Annotated in this window: 20 protein-coding genes and 1 pseudogene; 8 read left to right on the top strand and 13 right to left on the bottom strand. The window is 68.1% G+C overall.

The genetic code is table 11. The features are described 5' to 3' along the window. Nucleotides 1-13 precede the first annotated feature (13 nt). A complete protein-coding gene (locus AWC17_RS06585; protein WP_046184625.1) occupies nt 14-1,516 on the top strand; it encodes a class I adenylate-forming enzyme family protein in 1,503 nt (500 codons plus the stop codon). Beyond that, nucleotides 1,513-1,809: a hypothetical protein gene (locus AWC17_RS06580; protein WP_046184624.1), complete on the top strand. Its 297-nt coding sequence runs from the start codon at nt 1,513-1,515 to the stop codon at nt 1,807-1,809. Before AWC17_RS06585 ends, AWC17_RS06580 begins: the two co-directional genes overlap by 4 nt. Nucleotides 1,810-1,813: 4 nt before the next feature. On the opposite strand, the gene AWC17_RS06575 is transcribed toward AWC17_RS06580, so the two are convergent. The 4 genes from AWC17_RS06575 to AWC17_RS06565 form a co-directional block, all read right to left on the bottom strand. Next, nucleotides 1,814-2,380: a TetR/AcrR family transcriptional regulator gene (locus AWC17_RS06575; protein WP_046184632.1), complete on the bottom strand. Its 567-nt coding sequence runs from the start codon at nt 2,378-2,380 to the stop codon at nt 1,814-1,816. An 89-nt stretch (nt 2,381-2,469) separates the two neighbouring features. Further along, entirely contained in the window at nt 2,470-2,601 is a 132-nt protein-coding gene (locus AWC17_RS33800; RefSeq protein ID WP_264055584.1) for a hypothetical protein, read from the bottom strand. 272 nt (nt 2,602-2,873) lie between these two features. Beyond that, nucleotides 2,874-4,346, bottom strand: a complete 1,473-nt coding sequence (locus AWC17_RS06570) for an aldehyde dehydrogenase (RefSeq protein ID WP_085164439.1) — start codon at nt 4,344-4,346, stop codon at nt 2,874-2,876. A gap of 112 nt (nt 4,347-4,458) precedes the next feature. Continuing rightward, nucleotides 4,459-5,235 (bottom strand): class I SAM-dependent methyltransferase, encoded by a 777-nt coding sequence (locus AWC17_RS06565; protein WP_141224541.1) that lies wholly within the window; start codon nt 5,233-5,235, stop codon nt 4,459-4,461. Between the two features lie 61 nt (nt 5,236-5,296). On the opposite strand from AWC17_RS06565, the gene AWC17_RS06560 reads away from it, so the two are divergent. Next, nucleotides 5,297-6,463, top strand: coding sequence for a glycosyltransferase family 4 protein (locus tag AWC17_RS06560; RefSeq protein ID WP_046187297.1), 1,167 nt, complete (start codon nt 5,297-5,299; stop codon nt 6,461-6,463). 29 nt (nt 6,464-6,492) lie between these two features. Here AWC17_RS06560 and AWC17_RS06555 read toward each other — a convergent pair whose 3' ends face one another. Both AWC17_RS06555 and pgfA read right to left on the bottom strand, forming a co-directional pair. After that, complete coding sequence (locus AWC17_RS06555; RefSeq protein WP_047323180.1) at nt 6,493-8,241, bottom strand: MmpA family trehalose lipid delivery protein; 1,749 nt, start codon at nt 8,239-8,241, stop codon at nt 6,493-6,495. Nucleotides 8,242-8,249: 8 nt separating this feature from the next. Next, complete coding sequence (gene pgfA / locus AWC17_RS06550) at nt 8,250-9,527, bottom strand: cell envelope lipid trafficking protein PgfA (RefSeq protein ID WP_167385552.1); 1,278 nt, start codon at nt 9,525-9,527, stop codon at nt 8,250-8,252. Between the two features lie 129 nt (nt 9,528-9,656). On the opposite strand from pgfA, the pseudogene AWC17_RS06545 reads away from it, so the two are divergent. Then, nucleotides 9,657-10,911: pseudogene (locus AWC17_RS06545) on the top strand (acyltransferase family protein). On the opposite strand, the gene AWC17_RS06540 reads toward AWC17_RS06545, so the two are convergent. Genes AWC17_RS06540 through AWC17_RS06530 form a run of 3 tightly spaced genes read right to left on the bottom strand, consistent with a single transcriptional unit; the run spans nt 10,908 to nt 13,896 of the window. After that, complete coding sequence (locus AWC17_RS06540) at nt 10,908-11,384, bottom strand: type III secretion system chaperone family protein (RefSeq protein WP_046184116.1); 477 nt, start codon at nt 11,382-11,384, stop codon at nt 10,908-10,910. The pseudogene AWC17_RS06545 and the gene AWC17_RS06540 overlap by 4 nt on opposite strands. Nucleotides 11,385-11,432: 48 nt before the next feature. Continuing rightward, entirely contained in the window at nt 11,433-12,923 is a 1,491-nt protein-coding gene (locus AWC17_RS06535) for an AMP-binding protein (protein ID WP_046184117.1), read from the bottom strand. After that, nucleotides 12,916-13,896: a phosphotriesterase family protein gene (locus AWC17_RS06530; RefSeq protein ID WP_046184118.1), complete on the bottom strand. Its 981-nt coding sequence runs from the start codon at nt 13,894-13,896 to the stop codon at nt 12,916-12,918. The genes AWC17_RS06535 and AWC17_RS06530 overlap by 8 nt, the downstream gene beginning before the upstream one ends. 124 nt (nt 13,897-14,020) lie before the next feature. Between AWC17_RS06530 and AWC17_RS06525 the strand changes: the two genes are divergently transcribed. Then, complete coding sequence (locus AWC17_RS06525; RefSeq protein WP_046184119.1) at nt 14,021-15,718, top strand: acyl-CoA dehydrogenase family protein; 1,698 nt, start codon at nt 14,021-14,023, stop codon at nt 15,716-15,718. 43 nt (nt 15,719-15,761) lie between these two features. Here AWC17_RS06525 and AWC17_RS33795 read toward each other — a convergent pair whose 3' ends face one another. The 3 genes from AWC17_RS33795 to AWC17_RS06510 all read right to left on the bottom strand — a co-directional run bounded on the left by AWC17_RS33795 (nt 15,762) and on the right by AWC17_RS06510 (nt 17,581). Then, nucleotides 15,762-16,979, bottom strand: a complete 1,218-nt coding sequence (locus tag AWC17_RS33795) for a PPE family protein (RefSeq protein ID WP_197083418.1) — start codon at nt 16,977-16,979, stop codon at nt 15,762-15,764. A gap of 124 nt (nt 16,980-17,103) precedes the next feature. Then, nucleotides 17,104-17,208, bottom strand: coding sequence for a hypothetical protein (locus AWC17_RS06515; protein ID WP_231614209.1), 105 nt, complete (start codon nt 17,206-17,208; stop codon nt 17,104-17,106). A 25-nt stretch (nt 17,209-17,233) separates the two neighbouring features. Beyond that, a complete protein-coding gene (locus AWC17_RS06510; protein WP_046184120.1) occupies nt 17,234-17,581 on the bottom strand; it encodes an ATP-binding protein in 348 nt (115 codons plus the stop codon). A gap of 130 nt (nt 17,582-17,711) precedes the next feature. Between AWC17_RS06510 and AWC17_RS06505 the strand changes: the two genes are divergently transcribed. Next, nucleotides 17,712-18,404 carry a TetR/AcrR family transcriptional regulator gene (locus AWC17_RS06505; RefSeq protein ID WP_046184121.1) on the top strand — a complete coding sequence of 231 codons (693 nt, stop codon included), beginning with the start codon at nt 17,712-17,714 and terminating at the stop codon, nt 18,402-18,404. After that, a complete protein-coding gene (locus AWC17_RS06500; RefSeq protein ID WP_046184122.1) occupies nt 18,401-19,342 on the top strand; it encodes a R2-like ligand-binding oxidase in 942 nt (313 codons plus the stop codon). The genes AWC17_RS06505 and AWC17_RS06500 overlap by 4 nt, the downstream gene beginning before the upstream one ends. Nucleotides 19,343-19,344: 2 nt before the next feature. Here the strand turns inward: AWC17_RS06500 and AWC17_RS06495 are convergent, their stop codons facing one another. Beyond that, entirely contained in the window at nt 19,345-20,721 is a 1,377-nt protein-coding gene (locus AWC17_RS06495) for an NADP-dependent succinic semialdehyde dehydrogenase (RefSeq protein ID WP_047323179.1), read from the bottom strand. A gap of 90 nt (nt 20,722-20,811) precedes the next feature. Between AWC17_RS06495 and AWC17_RS06490 the strand changes: the two genes are divergently transcribed. Next, nucleotides 20,812-22,458 carry an acetolactate synthase large subunit gene (locus AWC17_RS06490; protein ID WP_046184124.1) on the top strand — a complete coding sequence of 549 codons (1,647 nt, stop codon included), beginning with the start codon at nt 20,812-20,814 and terminating at the stop codon, nt 22,456-22,458. Nucleotide 22,459 lies beyond the last annotated feature (1 nt).

Below are 22,459 nucleotides of genomic sequence, written 5' to 3'. Positions count from 1 at the left end.
AGAAAGTGCAAGCGTGAGTATTTCGTTGCTGCTGGAGATGGCCGCGTCGAGCAATCCCGATCGCACGGCCGTGGTTTCCGGAGGCCTGCGGCTGACGACCCAGCAGCTCAGCGATCTCGCCGACGGCGGCGCCGGTGTGATCGCCGCATCGAACGCCAGACACGTGGCCTACGTGGGCACCGGCGGCGCGATGCTGCCGGTGCTGATCTTTGCGGCCGCACGCGCCGGGCTGCCCTTCACCCCGATCAATTACCGGCTGTCCGCCGACGGCATCCAGGCGCTGATCGAGCGCCTGCCGGACCCCCTGGTGATCGTCGACAGCCGCTACCGGGACATGGTCGGCGACGCTACCGGCCGGCTGATGACCACCGACGAATTCCTGGCGGCCGCGCACGACAACGAGCCGGCCGCCGAATTCCCCGACCCGGACTCGGTCGCGATCGTGCTGTTCACCTCGGGCACCACGTCGCAACCCAAGGCCGTCGAACTGTCGCACAACAACCTGACCAGCTACGTGACCGGCACGGTGGAGTTCGAATCGGCCGCCGAGAGCGACGCCGCGCTGATCTGCGTGCCGCCCTATCACATCGCCGGGGTGGGCGCCGCGCTGTCGAACCTGTACGCCGGGCGCAAGATGGTCTACCTGCCGAATTTCGATGCGCAGGAATGGGTTCGGCTGATCAACGCCGAGAACGTGACCACCGCGACCGTGGTGCCCACCATGCTGGACCGCATTGTTGCGGCACTGGAGGCCGACGGCCACGAGCTGCCCTCGCTGCGCAACCTGGCCTACGGCGGGTCCAAGGTCGGGCTGCCGCTGGTCCGCCGGGCCCTCGAACTGCTGCCCGACGTGGGCTTCGTCAACGCCTACGGCCTGACCGAGACGAGCTCGACCATCGCGGTGCTGACCCCCGACGACCACCGGGCGGCGCAGGCCGCGGAGGGACCCGACCAGAAAAAGTGGGCGAGGCGGCTGGCGTCGGTCGGGCAGCCGGTGCCCGGCATCGAGATCGAGATTCGAGACGAGGACGGCAACGTGCTCGGCCCCGGGGAAACCGGTGAGCTGTTCGTACGTGGCGAACAGGTTTCCGGACGCTACACCGGGATCGGTTCGGTGCTCGACGAAAACGGCTGGTTCCCAACCAAAGACATCGCCATGCTCGACGAGGACGGCTACCTGTTCATCGGCGGGCGCAGCGACGACACCATCATCCGCGGCGGCGAGAACATCGCACCCGCCGAGCTCGAAGAGGTTTTGGTTGAGCACCCGCACGTGCGGGACGTCGCCGTGGTCGGCGTCGAGGATGCGCAGTGGGGTCAGGCGATCGTCGCGGTGGTGGTGCCCCACCCCGGTGCGGAACCGGATCCCGAGGAATTGCGCGAGCATGTCCGTAAAAGCTTGCGCGGGTCGCGAACCCCGGACCGAGTGGTCTTTCGCGACGAGTTGCCCACGACCCCCACCGGCAAGGTACTTCGCCGGGAGATCATCGAGACGCTAGAAGGGCTACGTGCATGATCAAGAACGGAACCCGCCTGGCCAGCCAGGTGTGTGACACGCAGGTGATCGTCGTCAGGAGCGCCGACAGCCTCGACGACTTGCGTTGTGGCGGTGCGCCGATGGTGCCGATAGGCGCCGAGCGTTCGGGTGAATTGGACCCGGCCTTCGCCGACGGCACAGTGATGGGCAAGCGCTACGTCGACGAGACCGGCGCCGAGGTGCTGGTGACGAAACCGGGCGCGGGGAGCCTGAGCGTCGGGCAGACCGCGCTGCAGCTCAAAGAGGTCAAACCGCTGCCGGCCAGCGACTGAGGAATTACTCCGCGATCTTGTTGCGGACCACGAATTCCCTTGCCTTGATGAGGAATTCGAGCTGGTCGCCGACCTGGCGCAACGGGTCGATGCTGCCGGTCGAGCGGGACAGCACGATGGCGCCTTCCAGGGCGGCGATCGACATCACCGCCAGCGAGGCGGCGCAGGGTTCGTCGAAGCCGTCGTGGGTGAACGCCCTGGTCAACGCGGCGCACCAGCGGCCCAGGATGGCGCCGGCCTCGGCGGAAAGCGTGGCATCGTCGTCGTCCGAGCCGATTGCCGCGGCCACCACCGGGCAGCCGGCGTTGAAGCCGCCCTCGGTCAGCAGACGCTCCCAGAACTCGACGAACTTGCCCAGCAGCACCCGGGCGCCCTGGTCGGCCGCGTCGTCGATCATCGCGGTGATGGAGTCACCGGAATACCGCAGCGCCTCGATCAGGATCTGATTGCGGCCGTCGGGGAAGTGGTAGTAGACGGAGCCGCGCGGCGCGCCGCTGCGGGCGAGCACCGCATCGATGGTCACTCCCGCGGCGCCTCGTTCACGCATCACCTCGGCGGCGCTGGCCAACATCTTCTTGCGCGTGCCGCCGCGCTTCGTCGGGGTGCGGTCCTGCACTGTTTCGCTCGTGGTCGCCACTCTCGTGCCTCCCGTGGCCAACGTCACGCAGCGTGTGAATGCCGCAGTACCGGCCAATGCATGCTGCGCGGGCTGAAGCGGAAAGTCCGGTGCTTCAGGTCGGGCATCTCGCGGGTGAATTGATAGCCGCCGATGTTCAGCTCGATGATCCACATGATTCTCTCCCGGCCTAAGCGCCGCCGATAATTATGCTGAGAAGCATATAAGACAGCGGTCTAGTAAGCAAGTTTCATTGACTATGTAAATCCAGACGCACGGGAAACGTCGCTGCCCGATGCCTGCGACCGTGATTGACGGACGTGTAACAACCAGGTTTCTATGCTGTTTTACATAATTCCAGGTTGCTACCGAGCGGAACGCCGAACCCGCATCCATCGCGGAATTTCTGCTGATCTTCGCGGTGAGTGCACGCTCGGCGCGTGGGGCGTCAGCCCTCGATCGTGTGGCCCATCGGCATGAGCACGCTCTTTTGCTGAGTGAAGTGCTCCACACCTTCGGGGCCGTTCTCACGGCCGATGCCGGAGTTCTTGTAACCGCCGAACGGGCAACAGGGGTCGAAGGCATACCAGTTGATGGCGTAGGTCCCGGTGCGGATCTTCTCCGAGACTGCGATGCCACGCTCGATGTCGGTGGTCCACACGCTGCCCGCCAGGCCGTACACCGAGTCGTTGGCGATCTTGATCGCGTCCTCCTCGGTGTCGTAGGGGATGATGCTGAGCACGGGCCCGAAGATCTCCTCCTGGGCGATCGTCATCTTGTTGTCGACGTCGGCGAAGACGGTGGGCTGCACGAAGAAGCCGCTGTCCAGGCCCTCGGGGCGGCCGCCGCCGCACACCAGCCGCGCGCCCTCCTCGATGCCCTTGGCGATGTAGCCCTCGACCCGGGCGCGTTGCTTCTCGGAGATCAGCGAACCGATCTGGGCGGCCGGGTCCGACGGCAGCCCCACCGGCAGCGCCTGCACGAAAGCGCTTACCGCATCCACGATTTCGTCGTACCGCGAACGCGGGGCCAGGATGCGGGTCTGCGCCACACAGGCCTGCCCGGTGTTCATGATCCCGGAGAACACCAGCATCGGGATGGCGGCGGCCAGGTCGACGTCGTCGAGGACGATGGCCGCCGACTTACCGCCGAGTTCCAGGGTGCACGGCTTGAGCATCTCCGCGGCACGGCGGCCGATCTCCTTGCCGACGGCCGAGCTGCCGGTGAAGGAGAAGAGGTCGACGCCGGGGTTGGAGGTCAGCGCCTGGCCGGTCTCGATCCCGCCGGGCACCACCGACAGCACGCCCTCGGGCAGGCCGGCCTCGGTGAAGGCCTCCGCCAAAAGGTTTGCGCTCAGCGGGGTTTCGGCGGCCGGCTTGAGCACCACGGTGCAGCCGGCCAGCAGGGCCGGGCCCAGCTTGTTGACGGCGAGGAACAGGGGCACGTTCCATGCGACGATCGCCCCCACCACGCCGATCGGCTCGCGATGGACGATGCTCTGCCCGTAGCCGCCGGTGCGGATCTCTTTCCACTTGACCTGGTCGACGGCGGGGCCGGCGAAGAAGTTCAGCGCCCCGATCGAGCTCATCCAGTGCATGGTTTCGACACCGGTCGGCGGCTGGCCGGTCTCGGCCGCGAGCAGCTGGGTGAACTGGTCCTTGCGCTCCTCCATCAGCTTGAGCGCGTTGGCGATCACGGCCGCGCGCTCCTTGGGCGGCGTCGTGGGCCAGGGTCCGTTGTCGAAGGCCGCGCGGGCCGCGGCGACCGCGGCGTCGACGTCGGCGGCCGCCGCCAGCGGCACCTTGCCGACATACTCGCCGGTGGCCGGGCAGCGCACCTCGATCACCTCGTCGGTCGACGGCTCGGTCCACTTGCCGCCGATGAAAAGCTTGTCGTATTCCGTCGTTTGGCTCTCGGGCATATGCGCCGCTCCTCTTCATCGCTCCGTCCCCCGCAAGCGGGAGGTACCCCCGCTGCATCGGGGGCGGTCATGGCGCCACCCTACCCAAGCCGACGCAAAACGAGAACATGTTTCATTCTCGGGGCTGCAGCACCAGCACCAGATTGCTGACTGCGAACTCCCGCAGCAACGGGACCGACGTCATCCACCACGCCCATCGGGGGTGGTAGCGGGGAAATGCGGCCACCGCCGCCCCGGTACTGGCGGCCCACGTCAGGCCGTCGGCCGCGGACACCGCGAACAACGACGACCCGTAGTTGTTTTTCGCCGGATGCCCGTGTTTGCGGGCGTAGCGCTCGGCGGCGCGGGCGCCGCCAAGGTAATGCGTCAGCCCCATCTCGTGCCCACCGAACGGGCCCAGCCAGACGGTGTAGGAGAGCACGGCCAGCCCGCCGGGCTTGGTCACCCGGAGCATCTCGCCGCCGAGTTGCCACGGTCGCGGCACGTGTTCGGCGACGTTGGACGACAGGCAGATGTCCACCGAGTCGTCGGCGAACGGCAGGGCCATGCCCGAGGCGCGCACGAAGTTTCCGGCGCCGCCCGCGGGCGTGGGGCCGGCCGCGTGCATTTCGCTCGGGTCGGGTTCGACGCCCAGGTAGCGGATCCCGGCGTCGGCGAACGCGGCCGAGTAGTAGCCGGGGCCGCCGCCGACGTCGAGCAGGGTGCGGCCGACCGGCGGCTCGCCGTGCGTCGCCAGCCACAGATCACCCACCATCGCCGCGGTATCCGCCGCCACCGCGCCGTAGAACCGGGCCGGGTCCGACTGCTCGAAGCGGAACTCGGACAGGAGCCGCACCGCGCGGGCCAAGGTCGCCCGCCGCGCGAAAACTCGGGTGGGATCCGGGTTCACGGCCACCGGCCAACCCTACGCAGCGCCGGTGTGCATCGTCGCCGGGCTAGGCTGACCAGTGATGTCTGGTCTGCGCTCCGTACTCCTACTGTGCTGGCGCGATATCGGCCATCCACAGGGCGGCGGCAGCGAAGCCTACTTGCAGCGCATCGGCGCGCAGCTGGCCGCATCCGGCATCGAAGTCACGCTGCGCACCGCCCGCTATCCCGGCGCGCCCCGCCGCGAAGTGGTCGACGGTGTGCGCATCGACCGCGCCGGCGGCCGCTACTCCGTCTACGTCTGGGCCTTACTCGCGATGGCGGCGGCACGCCTGGGGCTCGGACCGCTGCGGCGGGTGCGGCCCGACGTGGTCGTCGACACGCAGAACGGCCTGCCGTTTCTCGCCCGGCTGGTGTACGGCAGGCGGGTGGTGGTGCTGGTGCACCACTGCCACCGCGAGCAATGGCCGGTGGCCGGGCCGGTGCTCGGCCGGCTCGGCTGGTTCGTCGAATCGACGTTGTCGCCGTGGCTGAACCGGCGCAACCAGTACGTGACGGTGTCGCTGCCGTCGGCCCGCGACCTGGTGACACTCGGGGTCGACAACGCGCAAATCGCGGTGGTGCGCAACGGCCTCGACGAGGCCCCGGCGCGATCGCTGTCCGGCCCGCGCGCCGCCGCGCCACGGGTGGTGGTGCTGTCACGGCTGGTGCCGCACAAGCAGATCGAAGACGCGCTGGAGGCCCTCGCGCAGCTGCGGCCGCGCATGCCGGGTCTGCACCTCGACATCGTCGGCGACGGCTGGTGGCGACAACGGCTCGTCGACCACGTCCAGCGGCTCGGCATCTCCGACGCGGTGACGTTCCACGGCCACGTCGACGATGTGACCAAACACCATGTGCTGCAAAGCTCCTGGGTGCAGCTGCTGCCCTCGCGCAAGGAGGGCTGGGGCCTCGCGGTCGTCGAGGCGGCCCAGCACCGGGTGCCGACCATCGGCTATCGGTCCTCGGGTGGGCTATCGGACTCGATCGTCGACGAGGTGACCGGGATCTTGGTGGACACCCACCCCGAGCTGGTGGATCGTCTCGAAGAGCTGCTTTCCGACCCCGTGCTGCGCGATCAACTCGGCGCCAAGGCGCAGACCCGAAGCGGTGAATTCTCTTGGCGGCAAAGCGCCGACGCGATGCGCACGGTCCTGGAGGCGGTGCAAACCGGCCACCCGGTCAGCGGCCTACTCAGCGGCCGCGGCTGAGCGCGAGCGCCACGCCGGGACCGCGAGACTTAATCCTTGGCGGAGTCTGTCGGCGTTTCGTCGCCCCGGTTTAAGTGTCGCGGCGGTTCTGGTGCCGCGGCTGAGCGCGAGCGCCACGCGCTGACCAACGCGCCGGCGCCGCCCACCATCAGCGCCGCCAGCCACGCCAGATGCGCGATCAACGTCGCCGTGCGGGCCGCGGCGGACACCCCGGCGGTGTGGCCGCCGATGCGGTAGAGCGCAATGTCGTCGTCGCGGTAGACCGGCGTCAGCGCACCGAGGGTGCGGGCGGACGCCCCCATGTCGCCGGCGGTGTCCGCCTCCACGACCAGCCAGCCCACCCCGGCCGGGGCCAAGGCGGACGGATCGGGCCCGGCCAGCAGCAACTGCTGCACCGCGCGCGCGTGGCCGCCCTCGCCCGGGATGACCGTCCCCGAGATGACCAGATCGCCCGTGCTCAGCACGTCGGCGCGCACCCAGCGGGGCAACGGATCCAACACCGGCGCACGACCCGACCAGGAGTAGAGCCGCATGGTGCCGGCCGGCAACACCGCCACCGCCCCGGGTTGACCGTTGATCGCGCCGGCCACCGCCGCCCACCCGCGCGGATACTGCACCGGCGACACCTGCCCCCACACCCCCCAGGCCAGATCGGGCAGCGCGAAGAGCAGCGCGAGGCAGCAGACCGTCGCCGTAACCGCCGGCCACACCCACCTACGCAGCGTCACCACCGCGCTCGCGCCCGCCAACGTGTATCCCGGCACGGCCAGCGCCACCCACTTCTGCCCGTCCCGCAGCACACCGAAGCCGGGCGCGGCGTCAACCAACGCGCCCAGCAGGTGCAGACCCGGGCCGGTGGCCAGCGCGGCCGGCAGCAGCACGGCCGCCACTGCCAATGCCAGCAGCGGTCGCGCCACCGGGCGGCGCACCACGGTCGGCAACCCGGCCGCCACCGCGCCCAGCAGCGCCGCTGCCGACGCCGCCGCGAACAGGATGGTCCGCGAAATCGGCACGGCCTCGCCGTTCCAGATCCCGCCAAGGCTGGCCAGGCTGCCCAGCGTGCCCAGACCCGGTTCGGCGCGCGGCGCGAACGCGGCGACCCCCAGCGTGTTCGCCGCGGTGTGGGAGGTGAACGACGCACCCAGGGCCGACGCGATCAGCCAGGGCAGCGCGGTCACCAGGGCGGCACCCGACGCCACCGCGGCACACCGCCAGCGTGATTGGCCCAGCCCGGTTGCGGCCACGCAAACGAGCGCGACGGTCGCGGCGAGCAGCAGACCGGTCGGCGTCAGCCCGGCCAGGGCGATCCAGAAGCCCAGCCCGAAGAACGAGCCGGAGGCCGTCCGCAGCCTCAGCATCGCCGTCGCAACCCAGGGCAGGCAGCCGTAGCCGACCAGCAGGCTCCAGTGACCCTGGAGCAACCGCTCGGCGACGTAGGGATTCCAGATCGCCAGGGTGGTGGCGACGAACTGGCCGGCCGCGCCCGCGTCGGGCAGCGCCGTCGCGACCAGTCGGGCCGCGCCCCATCCCGCGAGCCACAGCCCCAGGACGAGCAGCGCCTTCACCACGACGCCGCCGTCAATCACGTGCGAGGCCAACGCCACCGCGAAGTCTTGCGGCGTAGCCCGCGGCGCCGACGTCAACCCCAGCGCGGTGTCGGACACATACGAACGCGGCGTGGACACGGCGTCGCGCAGCAGCAGGTAACCGGGCTTGAGCAGCGGCCCGACCACCAGTAGCGCCAAGGCCAACGCGTACCCGGGGCGGGTCCAGCGCACGCGGCGGGCTATTCCCGTTCGGGTGGAGTGCTGGGCTCGGGCGGCGGACCGGGCGGCTCATCGGAGCCCTGCGTGGGCGCGTCCGCACCGGGATCATCGCGGGACGTGGGCCGCTGCGTCGGCAGCTTCTCGGTCTCGGCCTCGGCGCCGGGCACCGGCTCCTCGAGCCCGCTGCGGCCGAAGAAGTCCTGGTCACCCCGGTCCAGGCCGGGATCGGTCAACGCGCTCTCGGTCCGCAGGCTGAACGAGGCGAGCAGACCCCCACCGACCAGCGCGATCAAACCGACCGCAGTGAACGTGATCGGCAGCACCCGCGACCACAGCGACAGCCGGTCACGCTCGTCGCGGGCGGCGTTGACCTGCGATTCGACGGTGTCTTGGTTGGAGGTGACCTTGTAGTCGGCCAGCGTCAGCTCCGGCTTGAGCGGATCGCGTGCGAAGTAGTGGTTGGCGTGCTCGGTCTGCTTGACGATGGTGCCCGACACCGGGTCCACCCAGAAGGTCCGCTGCGCCGCGTAGTAGCGGGTCATGGTGATCTGCTCGTTCGGATCGCCGCCCTGCACACCCCACATTGCCGCCGAGGCGGTGAACTTGGAGTCCGTCGTCTGGTCGGCGTACAGCGACGGGTACGCCACGGGAGCCACCAGCTTGCCGTCGGCGTTGTAGCCGATGTTCTGGGTGAACTTGTACGTGGTCAGACCGTTGACGTCTTCTTGGCTGTCGTAGTTGACGTCGAACGGCTTCTGCGCGATCGGGTCGAAGTAGGGGTACGTCTTCTTCTCGGTGTGGAAGGGGAACCGGTAGGCCAGGCCGTCGTGCCGCAGCGGCATCGCGGTGGGCGGGTTCTCGTCGCTGAAGGCGCGCGGCTTCTGGACCGAGCCGCCGGTGTGGGTGTCGTCGGATACGGCCATCGCCGTCTTGCGGTTGAGGGTGACGGTGTCGACGATCGCCAGCAGCAGGCCGCTGTCCTTCTGCTTGTCGGTGCGCCGCACCGAGGTTCCGACCTGCAGCGTGACCACGTCGGCGTTGGCGGGCGACTCGACGCTGACCTGTTGTTGGGACACCAGCGGCACGTTCTGGTTGACGACGACGTGATCAGTGGACAAGGACGCGGAGTCGACCGCGGTTCCGGTGCCGTCGCTGATCAGCGTCGTGTCGATGTTGAGCGGGACCTTGGTGATCCTGCTGGTGGTGTACGTCGACAACAGCAGCGCGGCGATCAGCAGGGCGGCTCCGAGTCCGATGATCCCGCATGCGGCGAACCGCAACATGACTGCTCGGTTCACGTTGCTGTGCCCTCCTAGTGCTCTATTGCGCCGTCGGCCGCGACCCGCCCCGACCTGAGCAAGCACCGAGGCAAACCCGTTCGACACTAACAGCAGAACGTAAGGCGTCGGCTTACGAACCTGTTGCTATTGGAAGCGGGTTCTTCAGGTGTACCCATTCGTCCTCCCAACCCATCGGATGCACACTGTGGGGGTGACGGATGGCCAGCGGCCGGGCGGGATTCGCAGCTTCCTGCCCGCCGTGGAGGGGATGCGCGCCTGCGCGGCCATGGGCGTGGTGGTCACGCACGTCGCTTTCCAGACCGGGCACTCCAGCGGTGTCACCGGCCGGCTCTTCGGCCGGTTCGATCTCGCCGTCGCGGTGTTCTTTGCATTGTCGGGTTTCCTGTTGTGGCGCGGGCACGCCGCGGCGGCACGCGGCCTGGGGCCCGAGGGTTTCAGGGGACCCCGCACCGGCCACTATTTGCGGTCCCGGGTGGTGCGCATCATGCCCGCCTATGTGGTGGCAGTCGTCGTGATCCTGTCGCTGCTGCCCGACGCCGACCACGCCAGCCCGACCGTGTGGCTGGCCAACCTGACCCTCACCCAGATCTATGTGCCGCTCACCCTGACCGGCGGTCTGACCCAGATGTGGAGCCTGTCCGTCGAGGTCAGCTTCTACCTGGCGTTGCCGATTCTGGCGTTGTTGGCCCGGCGCCTGCCGGTCGGCGCGCGGGTCCCGGCGATCGCCGCGCTGGCGGCGCTGAGCTGGGCCTGGGGCTGGGTGCCCATCCATTCCGGATCGGGAACCAATCCGCTCAACTGGCCGCCGGCCTTCTTCTCCTGGTTCGCCGCGGGCATGCTGCTGGCGGAATGGGTCCACAGCCCGATCGGCCTGCCGCACCGGTGGGCGCGGCACCGTGTCGTGATGGCCGTCGTCGCCGTGCTGGCCTACCTGCTGGCGGCCTCCCCGCTGGCGGGCCCGGAGGGCCTGATTCCCGGCACGGCCACCCAGTTCGCGGTGAAGACGGCGGCGGGCTCGCTGGTCGCGTTCGCACTCGTCGCCCCACTGGTGCTGGATCGCATCGACACTGCGCACCGATTGCTGGGCAGCACCGTCATGGTGACCCTGGGCCGGTGGTCCTACGGCATGTTCATCTGGCACCTCGCCGCGCTGGCCATGGTGTTCCCGGTGCTCGGGACGTTCGCGTTCACCGGGCGGATGCCCGCGGTGTTGGTGCTGACGCTGATCTTCGGGTGGGCGATCGCCGCGGTCAGCTACGGGCTGGTCGAATCGCCCTGCCGGGAAGCGTTGCGGCGCTGGGAGAAACGCGAGAAGCCGGCCGGAACCCCCTTCGAAACAGAGGGAGCCGTCGACGCCGAGGCGGACGCGATCGCGCCCTAGCCGGTGCGGTCCATCCATTCTTCCAATGTGTCCGCGGACGGCAGGCAGATGGCCCGCTCGATCTTTTTGAACAGATCGGCCCCGTACTCCACGGTGGATCGGACGAGGTTGCCCAGCGCCTCGACGTGAATGCCGTCGGTCAGCAGGTAAGCGTTCTCACCGACCACGCTGACCTGGCTGGGTCGGGCGGTCTCGCGCACAAACGCCTTGGGCCAATGGGTTTCGCGATTCCAGTCGTTCACCAGTTCCATCAGCCGCGGCCGCTCGGTCGCGGGGTAGTAGCCGGCCGGGCTGATCGAGATCTCGAAGACGTCGCGCCGCAAACCGTTGATCCGCAGGTTCACGTGCAGCTTGCCGCGCTCGTAGCTGGGCAGCATCATGAACTCCTCGCCGTCGTCGCTGCGGAAGAAACGCAACTCACGCGATCGCAGATAACGGTCGATCAGCTCGGTGCTTAGCGGTTCGATCTGCATAGCCCGATGATGCGGTGGCGGCCTTGGAAGATTCTTGGTGCGAGCGCGTCAAGCCGGCTCGGCTGCCTGCAGGCGCGCGATGATCTCGGCGCGCACCGCCGACCGCCGGGCCTTGCCGGCGTCGTCACGCAGGGGAGCGTCGACGAATTCTATGAAGTTGGGGGTGGGCGGCACCTTGTACGCCGCGAGGTGTCCGCGCAGGAACTCCTGCACCCCGGCGGCGTCCAGCGTGGCGCCGTCGGCGGTGTGCACCAGCGCGTAGGGCACCTGGCCCAGGTCGCCGGAGTTCGGGTCGGGGACGCCGACGACGAGGCAGGACAACACGTCGGGGTGCGCCGACAGCGCGTTCTCGATCTCGGCGGGGTACACGTTGCGGCCGCCGACGGTGAACATGTCGACGCGACGATCGGACAGATAGAGGAACCCGTCGGCGTCGAAATGGCCCAGATCGCCGAGCGAATCCCAGCCGTCGCGGCTCTTCGCCGTCGCGCCGACGTAACGGTAAGTGGGCGCGCTGTCCGCGCCGGGCCGCATGTAGATTTCGCCGACCACGCCGGGCGGGCAGGGATTGCCGTCGTCGTCGAGCACCTTCATCTCCCCGGCGACCACCACGCCCACCGAGCCGCGGTGGGTCAGCCACTGGTCGCCGGAGATGAAGGTGAGCGCCTGTAATTCGGTGCCGCCGTAGAGTTCCCAGACTTTTTCCGGGTCCAGTAGCTCGATCCACGCCTGCTTGATGGCGGGCGGGCACGGCGCCCCCATATGCCAGAACCGGCGGATAGATGACAGGTCGTAGGACCCGGGGTCGGCGTGGTAGACGGGCAGCGCCCGCTGCATGATCGTCGGCACCGTCGTCAGGAAGGTGACGCGATGGTCGGTGATCAGCCGCAGGAACCGCTCGGGGTCGAACCGGCTCATCACGACCAGGTGATGGCGCATCAGCAGAGCGAGCGTCGCGGTGGTGAAACCGGTGTTGTGGGACAGCGGGATCGGAATAAGGGTGGTGTCGCCCTCCTGCGCGCCGAGGGGATAGCCGATGGCGGCCGGGATGCGGCTGTCGCCGCCGGATTCGATGAGCTTGGGCCGGCCGGTGCTGCCGCCGGATCCCATCGCCTTCCACACCGGCGACACCGCTTCCGGCAACGCCGTGTCGGAGCAATCCGGGCCGGGCGTGAAACCGGCTGGCACACTTGGTATTCCGGGATGCTCGCGGCCGACCAGCAAGGCGGGTGGGCGCAGGTCCAGCAGGCCCTGCAACTCCGCATCCGGCAACCGCGCAGACAGCGGCTGGGGCACGGCGCCCAGCTTCCAGCACGCCACCGCGGCCTGGATCCACTCGACGGAATTGGGCAGCACCATGGTCACGTAGTCGCCGACGCCGACGCCGCGGTCGGCGTAAGCGCGGGCCAACCGGTTCGTCGAGGCGTCGAGCTCGGCGCGGGTGAGGGTGAGCCCGTCGCAGGTGACGGCGGGCTCGTCGGGAGCGAGTTCGGCCAGCGCCGCGATCTGGGTGCCGATCGGCGGGATCGGCTCACTCATATGCGCCCTGCCGCTCGAAGATGCGGCGGGGGTTGTCGACCAGCATGGTGTGCAGTTGCTCGTCGGTGACGCCGCGCTCCTTGAGGGCGGGGATGACATCGTTGTGGATGTGCAGGTAGTGCCAGTTCGGTGCCATCTGCGGCACGAGCTCTTCGGGCAGCGCGTCGAAGTAACAGTTGGCGTCGTGGGAGAGCACCATCTTGTCGGCGTGCCCGCGCTCGCACATGGTCGCCACGATGCCGACCCGCTCCTCGAACGGCGAGATGACGTCGAGGCCGAACCGGTCCATCCCGAGATACGACCCCGCGGCGACGAGCTCTTCGAGGTAGCCGACGTCGGTGCTGTCGCCGGAATGTCCGATGACCACCCGGGTCAGGTCGACGCCTTCTTCTTCGAAGATGCGTTGCTGCTCGAGGCCGCGTCGCAGGCCGGCGTGGGTGTGTGTGGAGATCGGCACCCCGGTGCGCTTGTGCGCCTGAGCCACCGCGCGCAGAACCCGCTCGACGCCGGGGGTGATGCCCGGCTCGTCGGTGGCGCACTTGAGGATTCCGGCCTTGACGCCGGTGTCGGCGATGCCCTGCTCGATGTCGCGGACGAACATCTCGGTCATGATCTCCGGGCCGTCCAGCATCCCGCCCGGGCCCTCGTAGTGGAACCGGAACGGCACGTCGTTGTAGGTGTAAAGCCCGGTCGCCACAACGATATTCAGCTCGGTCGCCGCCGCGACGCGGGCAATCCGCGGGATATAGCGGCCCAGGCCGATCACGGTGAGGTCGACGATGGTGTCCACGCCGCGGGCCTTCAGCTCGTTGAGCCGGGCGATGGCGTCGGCCACACGCTTTTCTTCGTCGCCCCAGGCCTCGGGGTAGTTCAGTGCGATCTCGGTGGTCATGATGAACACGTGCTCGTGCATGAGCGTCACGCCGAGGTCGGCGGTATCGATGGGGCCGCGGGCGGTATTGAGTTCTGACACGTGACTGATGCTAGGGCGACTCGGTGGTCGGACAACAGTGCCGATTTATTCCGGTGCGCCCCGTCGGCCGCGGCGGTGGCGTACCGTCACCGTCGTCCTAACCGGAAGCCGTGGGAGTCCCGTCATGTTGCTCAATCCCAACCACCTGCAACGCCAGTACCCAGACCGGCGCTCGGCGGAGATCATGGCCGCGACGGTGGACTTCTTCGAATCGCGGGGGAAGGCGCGGTTGAAGTCCGACGACCACGAACGGGTGTGGTACTCCGAGTTTTTGGACCACATCGGCCGCGAGCGCATCTTCGCCTCCCTGCTGACGCCGTCTGCGTACGGCGCGGCCGATTGCCGCTGGGACACCTACCGGATCAGCGAGTTCGCCGAGATCGTGGGCTTCTACGGGCTGAGCTACTGGTACCCGTTCCAGGTCACCGCGCTGGGGCTGGGCCCGATCTGGATGAGCGCCAACGAGGACGCGAAGCGCAAGGCCGCCGCGCAGCTGGAGGCCGGCGAGGTGTTCGCCTTCGGGCTGTCGGAGCAGACTCACGGCGCCGACGTCTACCAGACCGACATGATCCTGACGCCGTCGGAGAACGGCTGGACCGCGAGCGGCGAGAAGTACTACATCGGCAACGCCAACGTGGCGCGGATGGTCTCCACCTTCGGGAAGATCGCCGGCTCTGACGAGTACGTGTTCTTCGCCGCCGACTCCCAGCACGACCGGTATGACCTGATCAAGAACGTGGTTAACTCGCAGAACTTCGTCGCCAACTACGCGCTGCGCGAGTACCCGGTCACCGAAGCCGACATCCTGCACCGCGGTCCCGAGGCCTTCCACGCCGCCCTCAACACCGTCAACGTCTGCAAGTACAACCTGGGCTGGGGCGCGATCGGGATGTGCACTCACGCCATGTACGAGGCAGTCACTCACGCCTCCAACCGCGTCCTGTACGGGACCGTCGTCACCGACTTCAGCCACGTGCGGCGGCTGCTCACCGACGCCTACCTGCGCCTGGTCGCGATGAGGCTGGTCGCCACGCGCGCCTGCGACTACATGCGCAGCGCATCGGCGGACGACCGGCGCTACCTGCTGTACAGCCCGCTCACCAAGGCGAAGATCACCAGCGAGGGGGAGCGGGTGGTCATCGCCCTGTGGGACGTCATCGCCGCCAAGGGGGTGGAGAAGGACACCTTCTTTGAGGCCGTCACTCGCGAAATCGGTTTGCTGCCAAGGCTCGAGGGCACCGTGCACATCAACATCGGGCTGCTTGCCAAGTTCATGCCCAACTTCCTGTTCGCCCCCAATGGCGAACTGCCGATCATCGGTCGTCGCGATGACGCGTCCGACGACACCTTCCTGTTCGCGCAGGGACCGACCGGGGGCCTGGGTAAGGTGCGCTTCCACGACTGGCGCGCGCCGTTCGACGGCTTCGGGCACCTGCCCAACGTCGCGTTGCTGCGCAAGCAGATCGATGTGCTCGCCGACATGCTGGCCAGCGCGACCCCCGACGCCGCGCAGCAGAAGGACGTCGACTTCGCGTTCGCCGTGGGCCAGCTGTTCGCGACGGTGCCCTATGCGCAGCTCATCCTCGAGGAAGCGCTGCTGTCGGACGTGGATGAGACCTTGATCGACGAGATCTTCGCCGTGCTGGTCCGGGACTTCAACGGCTACGCCGTGGAGCTGAGCGACAAGTCCGCGACGACGGACGAGCAGGCCCGCTTCGCGACGCGGATGATCCGCCGCCCGGTCCACGACCCCACGCGCTACGCCCAGATCTGGAAGGAACACATCCTTCCCCTCAACGGCGCGTACCAGATGCGGCCATAGGTCCAGCCGAATTCCGGCAAGCGCGGCAGGAGGTTTGGCTCTGCTATTCGGCGGCGGCTGAGAGCGCGTCCAACAGAGCGTCGACGTTGAGCTGGGGTTGGATTCCAGCGGTTCCGGCCAGGCCCGGTGCGCTGGTGACGATGCCTGCCGCGGGTACCGCGCCTATCGCGCCGGAGGATGTGGCGACAACGGGGGCGACGGGGAAGACGTAAGGGGTCGCGGTGACCGGACCGGTGATGACGGTGCCGCTGTTGATGGCGGTGACGAGGCCGGTGCCGACGTTGATGGTGACCTCGGCGCCTGCGCTGCCGGCGGTGACGGCGCCGCTGGGGATGGTGACCGCGGCGTTGACGCCATTGACTTGGGTAACGGTGCCGGCCTCGATGGTCCACGTTCCGGGACCAAAGGAGAAGATACCTGTACCAATAGGAATGGTCACCCCGCCCGGCGACGTAACGGATCCGGGGGTGGAAATATTGAACGAGGCGGCAAACCCGGGTAGCTGAGTGAAGACGACGGGGTTGCCGGGGGTGGCGGTGAAGGTCACGCCCGGACTGATGGTGGCGCCGCCGGGTGCGATGTTGGCGGTGCTGCCTGAAGGCAGGGGCGGGTCGACGAGGTTGGCCTGCTGAGTGGCCAGGGTCTGCGTCATCTGCGCCAGGGATTGGGTGCGGGCGCTGGTGGTGTTGGCGGCCGTCTGGGCCATCGACTGCGCTTGGGCGTCCTGGCCCGCCGGGTTGGTGGTCTGCGGCGGTTCATTGAATGACGTCATGGTGCTCGCGGTCGCCGAGTCGGCAGCGTAGGCGTACATGGTGGCGGCGTCTTGGGCCCACATCTCGAAGTACTGGGCTTCGGTGGCCGCGATCGCGGGGCCGTTTTGGCCGAAGAAGTTGGTGGCGATCAGCGCCATCAGCTGGGCGCGGTTGGCCGCGATCACCGGCGGAGGCACCGTCATCGCGAATGCCGCCGCATAGGCCGCGGCCGCCGCATACGCCTGCGTGGCGGTGACTCCGGCTTGTGCGGCCGCGGCCTGCAGCCACGCCACGTAGGGGGCGGCCGCGCCCGACATCGCCATCGACGACGGGCCGAACCACGCCAAGCCGGTCAGGTCGGCGAGTTGTGAAGAGTAGCCCGCTGCCGTGGATTCCAGCTCGGCGGTCACCGCGTTCCAGGCCGCCGCAGCGGCCAGCAGCGGTCCCGATCCCGGGCCGGCATACATCAACCCCGAGTTGACCTCCGGGGGCAGCAACCCGAAATCCATGGCATCTTGCTCTCGTTAGAACCAATGGCCAACGCACTCACCGACCATCGTCAACCTAACCACGACGGTTTAACCCGGGAGGGACTACTGCATTTGCGGCCCCATCACCGACGGACTAGCGCAGTCACCGCAACGACGACGCGCCGCCGATGACGCCGGCCAGGCCGGTGCGTCCGGCCACACCGGCCTTGCTGCACGCGCGATAAATGTGGCTCTCGACGGTCCGCACGGACAGCGACACCGCGTCGGCGATCTCACGATTCGACAGGTCGTCGACAAGACCACGAGGCGGTCCGGTTGCGTACCGGCGTCAGTGCATCGACGACGCGGCGCGCCAACGCGTAGGGCGCGCTCTGAACATCGTCGGTCCATGTTGCGAAGGCGCCCAGGGGAATCGGGCGGCTGGTCACGGTGGCGGCGGTGCTGCGGACGGTCCACCCGGCATCCGCGGCCCCCTGCGCTGCTTCGCGCGCCAACCGCGACTTGCCAACCCCGGCTTTGCCCGCCAATGCCACACCTCGCGGCCCGTCAAAAGTGGCGAACAGGCGGCTGAACTCGTCGATCTCCTCGCGTCTGCCGACAATGGGCCACTGGTCGAGCACCTGCAAATATTAGCCAGCGGCCCCCATTTTCACCTGCTATTCGGCCCAACGGGGCCCGCTCCGCCAGACCCCTTGACTGTGACGCAGCTCACCGTAATATGACCAGTGGTCATCAACGCTAGGAGGCCGTATGCCAACGGTGACTTGGGCGCGGGTCGACCCCGCTCGTCGCGCCGCCATCATCGAAGCCGCGGAACATGAGTTCGGGGCGCACGGGTTCTCCCGCGGCAGCCTCAACGTCATCGCGCGGCGGGCCGGCGTCGCCAAAGGCAGCCTGTTCCAATACTTCGCGGACAAGCGCGACCTCTACGCGTTCATCGCCGACATCGCCAGCCAGCGGGTCCGCGCCTACATGGAAGACCGCATCCGCGAGCTCGACCCCAGCCGGCCATTCTTCGATTTTCTGACCGACTGGCTCGACGCGTGGGTGGCCTACTTCGCCGACCACCCGCACGAACGCGCGCTGCACGCCGCGGCGACCCTTGAAGTCGACACCGAAGCCCGCGTCAGCGTGCAGAACGTCATTCACCGCCACTACCTGGAAGTGATGCGGCCGCTCGTCCGCGACGCGAAGGTGCGCGGCGACCTGCGCGCGGATTCGGACACCGATGCGCTGTTGTCGTTGCTGCTCTTGGTCTTTCCGCACCTGGCGCTGGCGCCCTACATGCGCGGCTTGGATCCGATTCTCGGGCTCGACGAACCCACCCCGGAGCAGCCGGCGCTCGCCGTGCGCCGGCTCGTCGCGGTGCTGGCGGCCGCCTTCTCGGCGTCACCGCGCCCGCCCGTCCACTCAGCCCCACAGCAATCCGAGGAGGTCAGATGACACGCACACATACGAACTCGATGGTTCGAGGGGGGCTCAACTGGGACAGTCTGCCGTTGCGGCTGTTCGCCGGCGGCAACGCGAAATTCTGGGACCCGGCCGACATCGACTTCTCCCGCGACCGCGCCGACTGGGAGCGGCTGTCGGACGACGAACGCCACTACGCCACCCGGCTGTGCGCGGAGTTCATCGCCGGCGAGGAAGCGGTGACCGAGGACATCCAGCCGTTCATGTCCGCGATGCGGATCGAGGGCCGGCTGGGCGACGAGATGTACCTGACGCAGTTCGCGTTCGAGGAAGCCAAGCACGTCCAGGTGTTCCGCATGTGGCTCGACGCCGTCGGTGTCACCGACGACTTGCACGAATACCTCGACGACATCCCCACGTACCGGACGATCTTCTACGAGGAATTGCCGGACTGCCTCAACGCCTTATCGGTCGACCCGTCACCGGCCGCCCAGGTGCGGGCGTCGGTCACCTACAACCACATGGTCGAAGGCATGCTGGCGCTCACCGGCTATTTCGCCTGGCACAAGATCTGCGTGGAGCGCGGCATCCTGCCCGGCATGCAGGAGTTGGTCCGGCGCATCGGCGACGACGAGCGACGCCACATGGCGTGGGGAACCTTCACCTGCCGGCGCCACGTCGCGGCCGACGACGCCAATTGGGGCGTCTTCGAAACACGCATGAACGAGCTCATGCCGCTCGGGTTGCGCCTCATCGAAGAGGGCTTCGCCCTGTACGACCCGATGCCCTTCGGCATTTCGACGGACGAGTTCATGGCCTACGCCGCCGACAAGGCGATGCGGCGGTTCGGCACGATCTCCAGTGCCCGCGGGCGGCCGGTCGGCGAGATCGACCTCGACTACTCGCCGCTGCAACTCGAGGACACCTTCGCCGACGAGGACGAGAAGGCGCTGGCGGCGGCGTCGGCCTAGGCCTACCCGACCCAGACGGTCTTGGCGTTGCAGAACTCGCGGATCCCGTGGCCCGCGAGTTCGCGGCCGTAGCCGGACCGCTTGACGCCGCCGAATCCCAGCTCCGGGTAGGACACCGTCATCCCGTTGACGAAGACCTGGCCGGCCTCGATGTCGTCGATGAAGCGCTGCTGCTCGGCCTCGTCATTGGTCCAGGCGTTGGACCCCAGCCCGAAGGTGGTGGCGTTGGCGATCTCGATCGCCTCGTCGATGCTCTCGGCGCGGTACATCGACGCCACCGGGCCGAACACCTCTTCGGTGTAGAGCTCCATGTCCTTGGTGATGTCGGTGACCACCGTCGGCGGGTAGAACCAGCCCGGCCGGTCGATCGGCTTGCCGCCGGTGCGAACCTTTGCGCCCGCCGCAACGGCGTCGTCGACCTGCTTGGCGATCTCGTCGCGGCCGGACTCGGTGGCCAGCGGGCCCACGTCGGTGTCGGGATCGGTCGGGTCGCCGACCTTGAGCGCCTGCATCCGCTCGACGAACTTGTCGACGAACGCGTCGTAGATATCGGCGTGGACGATGAACCGCTTGGCGGCGATGCAGGACTGGCCGTTGTTCTGCACCCGCGCGGTGACCGCGGTCTTGACGGCCTCGTCGAGATCAGCGGACGGCATCACGATGAACGGGTCGCTGCCGCCGAGTTCGAGCACGGTGGGTTTGATCTCGTCGCCGGCGATGGCGGCGACCGACTGGCCGGCCGGCTCGCTGCCGGTGAGGGTGGCCGCCGCAACGCGGGGGTCACGCAGGATGCGCTCCACTGCGCTGGACGAGACGAGCAGCGTCTGGAAGCAGCCCTCCGGGAAGCCGCCGCGCGCGATGACGTCGGCCAGGTACAGCGCCGACTGCGGCACGTTGGACGCGTGCTTGAGGATGCCGACGTTGCCGGCCATCAGCGCCGGCGCGGCGAAGCGGACCGCCTGCCAGAGCGGGAAGTTCCACGGCATCACCGCCAGCACCACGCCGAGCGGCTGGTAGCGGATGTATGCCTTCGACGCGCCGACCTTGGCCGCGTCGGCCGGCTCGTCGGCCAGCAGCTGCTCGGCGTTCTCGGCGTAGTAGCGAAAACCCTTGGCGCACTTGAGGGTCTCGGCCCTCGCCGATACCAGCGTTTTCCCCATCTCCATGGTCATCATCGCGGCCACGTCGTCGGCTTCCTTCTCCAACAGATCGGCGGTCGCGTTTGCCCACTGCGCCCGCTGGGCAAAGGTGGTGTTATGGCGGTAGTCCTGGAACCGGGCGTACGCGCGGGCGATGGCCGCGTCGACTTCCTCGTCGGTGGCCGGGGTGAAGGTCTTCACTGTCTCGCCGGTAGCCGGGTTGATCGTGGCGATGGGCACGCTGGCTCTCCTTGATTCGCGTCGCTCGGGGTCCTGGTGAAACGTCCAACAACTAGCCTGCCACTATCGTTCCCTCAAGGGAGGTGCCGGATGAGCAAAGCCGCCGAACTGATGGTCAAGTGCCTGGAAAACGAAGGTGTTTCCGTCGTCTTCGGCCTGCCGGGGGAGGAGAACATCCGCTTCGTGCAGGCGTTGGCGTCGTCGAGCATCCGCTATGTGCTCACCCGGCACGAGCAGGGCGCGGCCTTCATGGCCGAGATGTACGGGCGGGTGACCGGACGGGCGGCGGTGGTGTCGAGCACCCTGGGTCCGGGCGCGATCAACATGCAACTCGGCGTGGCCGACGCCACCACCAACAGCACTCCGTTGGTCGCCATCTCCGCGCAGGTGGGTCAGGACCGGGAGTTCAAGGAGTCACACCAGTACGTCGACCTGGTGTCGATGTTCGCGCCCATCACTCGGTGGGCCGCCGGGGTCCCCACGGCGCGCGCCATACCCGAGATGTTTCGCAAGGCGTTCAAGGTCGCCGAGACCGAACGCCCGGCCGCGGTCTATGTGGCCGTACCCGAGCACATCGATGCCGACGAGACCGACTACGACCTGACGCCGTTGCCGCGCAACGTCGTTCGCCCCGACGCACCCGCACCCGGTCAGGTGGAGCGCGCGGTCGACATTCTGCGCAAGGCCAAGCGTCCGGTGGTGCTGGCCGGGCACGGCGCCGCGCGCGGCAACGCCACCGCCGCGCTTGTCCGGTTCTCCGACGAATTCGGCATCCCGGTGGCCAACACCTTTCACGGCAAGGGCGTGATGCCCGACGACCACCCCAACAGCATCGGAACCATCGGGTTCATGCGGCACGACTACGTCAACTTCGGCTTCGACAACGCCGACGTGGTCATCGCCGTGGGCTACGAGCTGCAGGAGTTCGACCCCGTCCGGATCAACCCGCAGGCCGACAAGAAGATCATCCACATCCATCGTTTCCCGGCCGAGGTCGACGCGCACTATTCGGTGGACGTCGGGATCATCGGTGACATCAGCGCCTCGTTGGATGCGTTGACGGACTCGCTGGACGGCCACGCCTACGAGGCCGATCCGGAGGTTCCCGGCCACGGCCTGCTGGCCGAGGAATTCGCTCGGGGGCAACAGGATTCACGCTATCCGCTGGCTCCGGCGCGGGTGGTGGCCGATACTCGCGAGGCGCTGGGCCGCAGCGACGTGGTCCTGGTGGACACCGGTGCCACCAAGATGTGGATGGCGCGGCTCTACCCGACGTACGAGTGCAACACCTGCCTGGTGTCAAATGGCCTGTCTACCATGGGGTTTGCGCTGCCGGGCGCGCTCGGGGTGAAGCTGGCGCGCCCCGAGTCCAAGGTGCTGGCCGTCGTCGGAGACGGCGCGTTCCTGATGAACTCGCAGGAAATCGAGACCGCCGTCCGCGAGCGGATACCGCTGGTCGTGCTCATCTGGGAGGATGGCGGTTACGGGCTGATCGAGTGGAAGATGGATCTCGAGCTCGGCGCACACTACTACGTGAAGTTCGGCAACCCCGATGTGGTGAAGTATGCGGAAAGCTTTGGCGCCAAGGGTTATCGGATCAACAGTGCCGACGAACTATTGCCGACGCTGCAGGCCGCGCTCGACGACGACGGTGTCTCTGTGATCTCCTGCCCGGTCGACTACTCGGAGAATCTGCGGTTGACCGACCGGCTCGGTGAGCTGGACGAGACACTGTAGT

This window comes from Mycobacterium nebraskense, from assembly GCF_002102255.1.
GTDB classification, from domain to species: Bacteria; Actinomycetota; Actinomycetes; order Mycobacteriales; family Mycobacteriaceae; genus Mycobacterium; species Mycobacterium nebraskense.
Note: the sequence above shows the minus strand (reverse complement) of the source record. Positions and strands in the feature narration are given on the sequence as shown.

Excerpts from the sequence above, each read along its gene's own strand:
- AWC17_RS06580 (WP_046184624.1), top strand. The coding sequence starts at position 1,513 with ATGATCAAGAACGGAACCCGCCTGGCCAGCCAGGTGTGTGACACGCAG.
- AWC17_RS06575 (WP_046184632.1), bottom strand. The coding sequence starts at position 2,380 with ATGTTGGCCAGCGCCGCCGAGGTGATGCGTGAACGAGGCGCCGCGGGA.
- AWC17_RS33800 (WP_264055584.1), bottom strand. The coding sequence starts at position 2,601 with ATGTGGATCATCGAGCTGAACATCGGCGGCTATCAATTCACCCGCGAG.
- AWC17_RS06570 (WP_085164439.1), bottom strand. The coding sequence starts at position 4,346 with ATGCCCGAGAGCCAAACGACGGAATACGACAAGCTTTTCATCGGCGGC.
- AWC17_RS06560 (WP_046187297.1), top strand. The coding sequence starts at position 5,297 with ATGTCTGGTCTGCGCTCCGTACTCCTACTGTGCTGGCGCGATATCGGC.
- AWC17_RS06540 (WP_046184116.1), bottom strand. The coding sequence starts at position 11,384 with ATGCAGATCGAACCGCTAAGCACCGAGCTGATCGACCGTTATCTGCGA.
- AWC17_RS06535 (WP_046184117.1), bottom strand. The coding sequence starts at position 12,923 with ATGAGTGAGCCGATCCCGCCGATCGGCACCCAGATCGCGGCGCTGGCC.
- AWC17_RS06525 (WP_046184119.1), top strand. The coding sequence starts at position 14,021 with ATGTTGCTCAATCCCAACCACCTGCAACGCCAGTACCCAGACCGGCGC.
- AWC17_RS33795 (WP_197083418.1), bottom strand. The coding sequence starts at position 16,979 with ATGGATTTCGGGTTGCTGCCCCCGGAGGTCAACTCGGGGTTGATGTAT.
- AWC17_RS06505 (WP_046184121.1), top strand. The coding sequence starts at position 17,712 with ATGCCAACGGTGACTTGGGCGCGGGTCGACCCCGCTCGTCGCGCCGCC.
- AWC17_RS06500 (WP_046184122.1), top strand. The coding sequence starts at position 18,401 with ATGACACGCACACATACGAACTCGATGGTTCGAGGGGGGCTCAACTGG.
- AWC17_RS06490 (WP_046184124.1), top strand. The coding sequence starts at position 20,812 with ATGAGCAAAGCCGCCGAACTGATGGTCAAGTGCCTGGAAAACGAAGGT.